Origin of the sequence: Clostridium sp. UBA5119 (assembly GCF_002414285.1) — a bacterium.
GTDB classification, from domain to species: domain Bacteria; phylum Bacillota; class Clostridia; order Clostridiales; family Clostridiaceae; genus Clostridium_J; species Clostridium_J sulfidigenes.
Genome location: NZ_DHYX01000113.1, coordinates 21293 through 27514 on the forward strand (window position 1 = coordinate 21293; position 6222 = coordinate 27514).

A 6222-nucleotide genomic window follows, 5' to 3' on the forward strand; every position below is an offset into this window, starting at 1 on the left:
TTGTTTCTTATATAAATAAGATTATTCGAATAATAGATAGATAGATAAAACTTAGGAGATGAGATAAATGAATAAGATGCAAATTAAAAAAATTGTGAAAGAAAATCTTGGAAAACATTTAAATTGTGAACAAGAAATCTTTGATCATAATGGATTAATTTTTCATAAACCAATTAAATTAAATGAATTTCAACAAAATCCATTTTTGGAAATTACGAGCATTGAAAAAACAATTATTGTTTCAGCTTCAGATGAAATTATGGAAAATGTGAAGACTTTATTAGTTGGGAAATCAAGAGATGAGGTATTTGAATGTCCTTTAATATATGGTCAATCAATTTATTATATTCCTGATATGAAAGAAATGAAGTTATGTGATTTATTACCGCAATACGAATATTTCTATTTAGAAGGAAATGAGATAAATAAATTAAGAGAAATTAAAGGATTTAATAATTCATTAGAGTTTGATGAATGTGGAAATGCATCTACTGCAATTGTATTTTTTGCTATGAAGGATGGAGAAATCATAGGACTTGCTGGTGCATCTAAGGAACACAATAATATGTGGGAAATGGGTATAGATGTACAAGGTAATTATAGAACAGGTGGTTTGGCTACAGTACTTGTAAATCATTTAATGCATAAAATATTGAGCAAAAACATTTTACCAATATACTGTGCATCATCATCTAATATTGCCTCACAAGCAGTAGCTCATAGAGCTGGGTTGATACCTTACTGGATAAGCACATATAAGAATATACTTGATGGTAGTTCATCTTATAATGAATTAGTGAAACTATTATATTAATATTACAAGTGAAGTAACAAGCAATTTACACCTTCAATTTTTTATGTGACATTTCAATAGTAAATTAGAGTTTAGATTGATAAATCTATTTAAATAGGATTTCAAAATAATTAATAATGGGGTATAAAAATGATAAAAAACATTTATACATATGAGGAAGTAATTGATTTCCTATGGGAATTAAGTCAGGACAATATGCATGCAAGTTATCCAAGGATAAACTCAATAGAGGAGCTTAAAGGAGAATTTGAAAAGGCTCTAAATGTGAAGAATCGTAATATAATAGCCTATTATGAAAATGATGTACTATGCGGGGTGTGCACTTATTTTTGGATACCTGATGAAAAATATGCACAAACACTACAGTTTTTAATAAGAGAAGATTATCAACAAGTTGCAGATGAAATGATTCATTACATAAGTAAGGAATTGTCTGGATATAAGCTATTTATAGGGGTACCATTTTCTAACGAAAATGCAAACCAATATTTTAAGAAAAAGAATATAGAATGTATCGAATCTAGTATTGTGGCAAATTTATATAATTTAAAAACTCATTGGAATCAAAGGCATGATAACGTAGATAAAATTACTAAAGATAATTTTGAAGAATATGCTATATTTCATGATAAACATGCTATTCCATTAGGAATTTATTACAATAGCACAAATTTGAAAAATGATATGAATTATTTTCAAGTACTTGTTTTTAGAAAAGACGAAGAGATTTATGGAAGCATTTTTACTAAGGGTAACAAAGACTTATTAGATGTTGTTGGTTTATTTATTGATAAAGAATATAGAAATAAAGGTATTGAAAGTATTTTAATCAATGAAATGCTCATGGAATTATATAATAAATTTGGTTCCGTAAAAGAGATATTATACTTCGTTGATGAAGATAATAGTGATGAACTAAATTTTGTGTTGAATGCAGGTTTTGAGATTAAAGAAAGATATAGATGCTATAGATGTATACTTTAGTTCACTAAGTTATTATTATATTTTTGCCATATCTTAAAGATTAATAATTATACAAAATGGTTTGTTGTAAAAGGAGAAGATACTTAAGAATTTCTACAAGAAAAGCTTGAATATATGAGGTTAACATATATATGAGTTTATTATATTTAGTATAAAAAAATAATTGATTAGCTTATTTAGTAGGAGAGAAATTTATGGAAGACAAAAGTATAGAAATAAAAAAAGACATAACTAATATATTTAATAAGGTATCAGCAGTTTTTGATGGTAGTGGTCCAAGATACTTTACATATTTTGGAGAGAAATTGGTTGAATTTGCAGATGTAAAGGAAGGCGAAAGAGTTTTAGATGTTGCATCGGGAAAGGGAGCTTCACTTTTTTCAGTAGCAGAGAAAGTTGGAAAGAGTGGAGTGGTTACAGGTATTGATATAGCAGAAGGAATGGTTAATGAAATTGATTTAGAAATGCAACGCCGAGGTGTAAAAAATGCACATGTAATGGTAATGGATGCTGAAAAATTAGAATTTGCAAATGAAACTTTTCAGCATATACTCTGTGGATTTGGAGTATTCTTCTTACCAAATTATAAAGTTGCATTTCATGAATTCATGAGAGTTCTAAAAAGTGGTGGTCGATTTTCATTCACTACATTTCTTAGAAAAAAAGATGAAAAATTTATGTGGCTAAATGAATTATTTGATAAATATTTACCTGTATTTGAAGATGAATTAGATGAATATCAATCAGAGGATATCCCTGAATTTGATACAGAAGAAGGTTTGTATAAAATTTTGAATCAAGCTGGATTTAAAAATATACGAGTTATAAGTGAAGAAAAAGTTTTTATATACAAAGATGAACAAGAATGGTGGGATAAACTTTGGACTCATGGCGCTATAAGCACACTAGAAAAGATACCAAAAGGTATGCTTGAAGACTTTAAATCAGAAGTTTTTGAAAAACTTAGAGAAATGAAAGAAGCAGGAGGCATACCACATACAAAGTCTGTTTTATATGCCTTTGGGGAAAAATTATAAATTCTTCAAAAAATTTAGATACCGTATTATTCAGTAATGTGTAAAAGCATAAAATTAGTTATATATTAGTTACGTTACAATTTGTAGATTAGACGACGTAACTATTGAAATTGAAAATACGAATGATGCTCTTTGAAAATTGAATAATACGGCTCTGAATTTAAATATAATTTATTTTTTTAAAAAAGAAGGTAATTTAATTCTTTTACAGAATAATTATTTTAAGAAAAAAAGGAAGGGATGTAATTTATATGAAATCAAGAAAAATTTTGAAACTAATTGCAACTTTATTATTAGGTACTGTTTTATCAAGTAATACTGTTTTAGCTAAAAGCATCGATCCCAATATAGCTACAACTACTGGTGGGATATCTGCTGAAGTCGCTAGCTATGGACAATCTTTGAATAGTGTGCAAATATATGTGAAGTGTTTAACAGGAAAAATAATAACTTTAGAAGTTGAATTAAGTGATACAATTGAGAATGTTAAAACCAAAATTCAAGATAAAGAAGGGATTCCCCCACACTATCAAAGGCTTATTTATGCAGGAAAACAACTAGAAGATGGAAAAACGTTAAGTGATTACAATATTCAACGCTTTTCTACTCTGCATTTAGTTTTGAGATTATAGACAAATAAGGTTAAGATTTAAATTGCGTTTCAGCCCCAAGTGTTTTTGATGAAGAGAATACGTCAAAAGTTAATGAAAATCATTCTTATTATGCGTCACAACTATTAAAACCGAATAATCTCTTAAAAATGCCGTATTATTCAATTGAATTTTACGGTATTTTTACGTCGTCTTTCAAAGACCTTCAGTACTAATAAAATTGAAAATCCTTATTTGTAAACTGGATGATACATTATTAGGAAATATTTATATTAACATAAATTGTTTGTCATGGTATAAATTCAATGGTAAAATTTATATATGGATAGGTGAGGTTGAATTGTAAAATATTATAAATATAATTGTAAAATTTGAAGTGGAGTGTGAAAATATTGGATTCTCATATTATTAAATCACAAATATTAAACAAGAACTCTGATTTTTCTGGAGTCATATTCCTCTCGATTAGTGGAAAAAAAATTATACAAGAAGCTATGGGGGAAGCTAATATAAGTGAACATATTAAAAATCATATAAATACGAGATTTCCAACAGCATCTGGATGTAAGATTTTTACCGCTATTGCGATATTAAAATTAATTGAAATGGAAAAATTGTCATTAGATGATTCGGTTACAGATTGTTTGCCGAACTTTTTCCCATATATGGATAATTCGGTGACAATTCGCCATCTACTTACCCATACATCGGGATTTAGCGACTATTTTGATGAAGAAGAAAATGAAGCTGATGTTTACTATGCTAAGGTATGGGAGAATATTCCGATGTATGTCATGAAATCACCAGGTGATTTTTTGAGATTGCTTAAAAATAAAAAAATGGAGTTTGAACCTGGTTCTCGCTTCAAATATAATAACGGTGGATTTGTAATACTTTCTATGATTATAGAAAATGTTTCAGGAGTGGATTTTCCACTATTTATCCAGAAATACATTTTTGACATATGTGGAATGAGTCATAGTGGTTATTTTTCGATGGACAATCTTCCATGTGATACTGCAATTGGTTATACAGACAATGGAAAGGGAGGCTTAAAGTCTAATATTTATTCTGTGCCTATCATTGGCGGTGGAGATGGAGGGGCATATACTACTGCAAGTGATATGTATTTATTCTGGGATGCTTTGATAAATGGAAAACTACTATCGGTTCAGAATGTACAAGCTATGTGTACTCCACAAATAAAAACTGGAGAAAATGGTAGTGATTATGGATATGGTGTATGGTTAGATACATGTAATAGCATGGTTATGAAAATTCATGTTATGGGTGGTGACCCTGGAGTCTCTTTCAGAAGTGCTTATTATCCACATAACAAAAGTGTGTGTACTGTTTTATGTAATCGTGATGCAGGTAGTTATATGGCACTTAAAGTAGTTGAAGATATGATGTCCATCATGTAAGTTGAAAGTAACAATACATGATAGAGGCTATTTAGATATAGGATTGAATATTCGTAATTCATCATTAATATGATTATATAATTAAATAACTGAATAGTATGGTATTTGAAGATATAACGATAGGGATTTAAATCATAATAGTATTATAATGTGTAGCAAGGATGTTTTATGTTAATCTCATTAATAATTTCAATAGTATATATGTGGAAATTTAAAATTAGTTTTTAAAAAATTGGATTAATAATAATAGAAAATGGAAGCGCAAAGAAAGTTTTATTTTTTTGCCGTTAGTAATTGCTAAGGCTCCTTTCTTGTTAGTTGGAATTCGTTTAAGAGGATGTAGGATTTATCTGGTATCAAAAGTATAAAGAAGATATAGCCTTTATTTGTGATTTCTTAATACTTGAAAAGTTCCGTAAACAAGGTTATGGAAAACAGACCTTACTTTTGCTTGAAAAAGAAGCAAAAGTAAATGGGCTTAATGAAGTATTACTAAACGTTTTTAAATATAATAAACCTGCTTTTTCGTTATATAAAAGTTTAGAATACAAAATAAGAGATGCAGAAAATGAGAATATATCTATGTTGAAAAATATTTAAAATTTCAACTGTGCTGGATATAGAATAATTGGTGTTTGGGGAGATAAAAAATATAGTGAAACTGCATTTTCAATTATTGGACTTAAGAAAGAACTATTATAATTTACAGCATTCCAAACTTATATAATTGATCAGAATTGTATTATTCATCTATTTCCCCCATTAAATAAGAGGAGTGAATATTAAATGATAATAATGGAAACAGAAAAACTTATTATTAGAAAATTTAAGAAAGATGATTGGAAAGATTTATATGAATACCTTTCTCGAGAATCGGTGGTTAAATATGAACCATATGATGTTTGTAATGAAGATGAAAGTAAAGAAGAAGCTATTTACCGTGCGCAGAATGATGCCTTTTGGGCTGTATGTTTAAAAGAAAACAATAAGTTAATTGGTAATGTTTATTTTCAGCAACAGGGGCCTAAAGAATTTTTAACATGGGAAATCGGTTATGTGTTTAATCCTACATATTATGGAAAAGGCTATGCCACAGAGGCGTGTAAAAGAGTTTTGAGGTATGGCTTTGAACAATTAGGAACTCATCGAGTTATTGGTAAGTGTAACCCAGAAAATGCTCCCTCATGGAGATTATTGGAACGACTTTCCATGAGAAGGGAAGGACATTTTAGAAAACCAGCTTATTTCAAAAAAACCATTGATGGGAAGGCAATATGGCATGATGCTTACCAATATTCCATATTAGAGGAAGAGTGGTTTGATTCTACTAAATAATTTGATATTTAGCCAGT

General features: G+C 28.8%; 7 protein-coding genes. All 7 read left to right on the plus strand.

The annotated features are described in order from the left end of the window. Positions 1 to 67: 67 nt before the first annotated feature. On the plus strand, positions 68 to 814 hold the full coding sequence (locus B2671_RS17215) for a GNAT family N-acetyltransferase (RefSeq protein WP_346871516.1): 747 nt from the start codon (positions 68 to 70) through the stop codon (positions 812 to 814). 129 nt (positions 815 to 943) lie between these two features. Continuing rightward, positions 944 to 1798, plus strand: a complete 855-nt coding sequence (locus B2671_RS17220; protein WP_346871517.1) for a GNAT family N-acetyltransferase — start codon at positions 944 to 946, stop codon at positions 1796 to 1798. A 194-nt stretch (positions 1799 to 1992) separates the two neighbouring features. Then, a complete protein-coding gene (locus B2671_RS17225; RefSeq protein WP_346871518.1) occupies positions 1993 to 2835 on the plus strand; it encodes a class I SAM-dependent methyltransferase in 843 nt (280 codons plus the stop codon). Positions 2836 to 3086: 251 nt separating this feature from the next. Continuing rightward, on the plus strand, positions 3087 to 3467 hold the full coding sequence (locus B2671_RS17230; RefSeq protein WP_346871519.1) for a ubiquitin-like protein: 381 nt from the start codon (positions 3087 to 3089) through the stop codon (positions 3465 to 3467). 371 nt (positions 3468 to 3838) lie between these two features. Further along, positions 3839 to 4870, plus strand: a complete 1032-nt coding sequence (locus B2671_RS17235; protein ID WP_346871520.1) for a serine hydrolase — start codon at positions 3839 to 3841, stop codon at positions 4868 to 4870. Between the two features lie 348 nt (positions 4871 to 5218). Continuing rightward, positions 5219 to 5470 (plus strand): GNAT family N-acetyltransferase, encoded by a 252-nt coding sequence (locus B2671_RS17655; protein ID WP_414632650.1) that lies wholly within the window; start codon positions 5219 to 5221, stop codon positions 5468 to 5470. A 186-nt stretch (positions 5471 to 5656) separates the two neighbouring features. Continuing rightward, positions 5657 to 6205, plus strand: a complete 549-nt coding sequence (locus B2671_RS17240) for a GNAT family protein (protein WP_346871521.1) — start codon at positions 5657 to 5659, stop codon at positions 6203 to 6205. Positions 6206 to 6222: the final 17 nt, after the last annotated feature.

What these genes read in the sequence shown, in the direction of transcription:
- B2671_RS17215 (WP_346871516.1), top strand. Translation starts at nt 68, where the DNA reads ATGAATAAGATGCAAATTAAAAAAATTGTGAAAGAAAATCTTGGAAAA.
- B2671_RS17220 (WP_346871517.1), top strand. Translation starts at nt 944, where the DNA reads ATGATAAAAAACATTTATACATATGAGGAAGTAATTGATTTCCTATGG.
- B2671_RS17225 (WP_346871518.1), top strand. Translation starts at nt 1,993, where the DNA reads ATGGAAGACAAAAGTATAGAAATAAAAAAAGACATAACTAATATATTT.
- B2671_RS17230 (WP_346871519.1), top strand. Translation starts at nt 3,087, where the DNA reads ATGAAATCAAGAAAAATTTTGAAACTAATTGCAACTTTATTATTAGGT.
- B2671_RS17240 (WP_346871521.1), top strand. Translation starts at nt 5,657, where the DNA reads ATGATAATAATGGAAACAGAAAAACTTATTATTAGAAAATTTAAGAAA.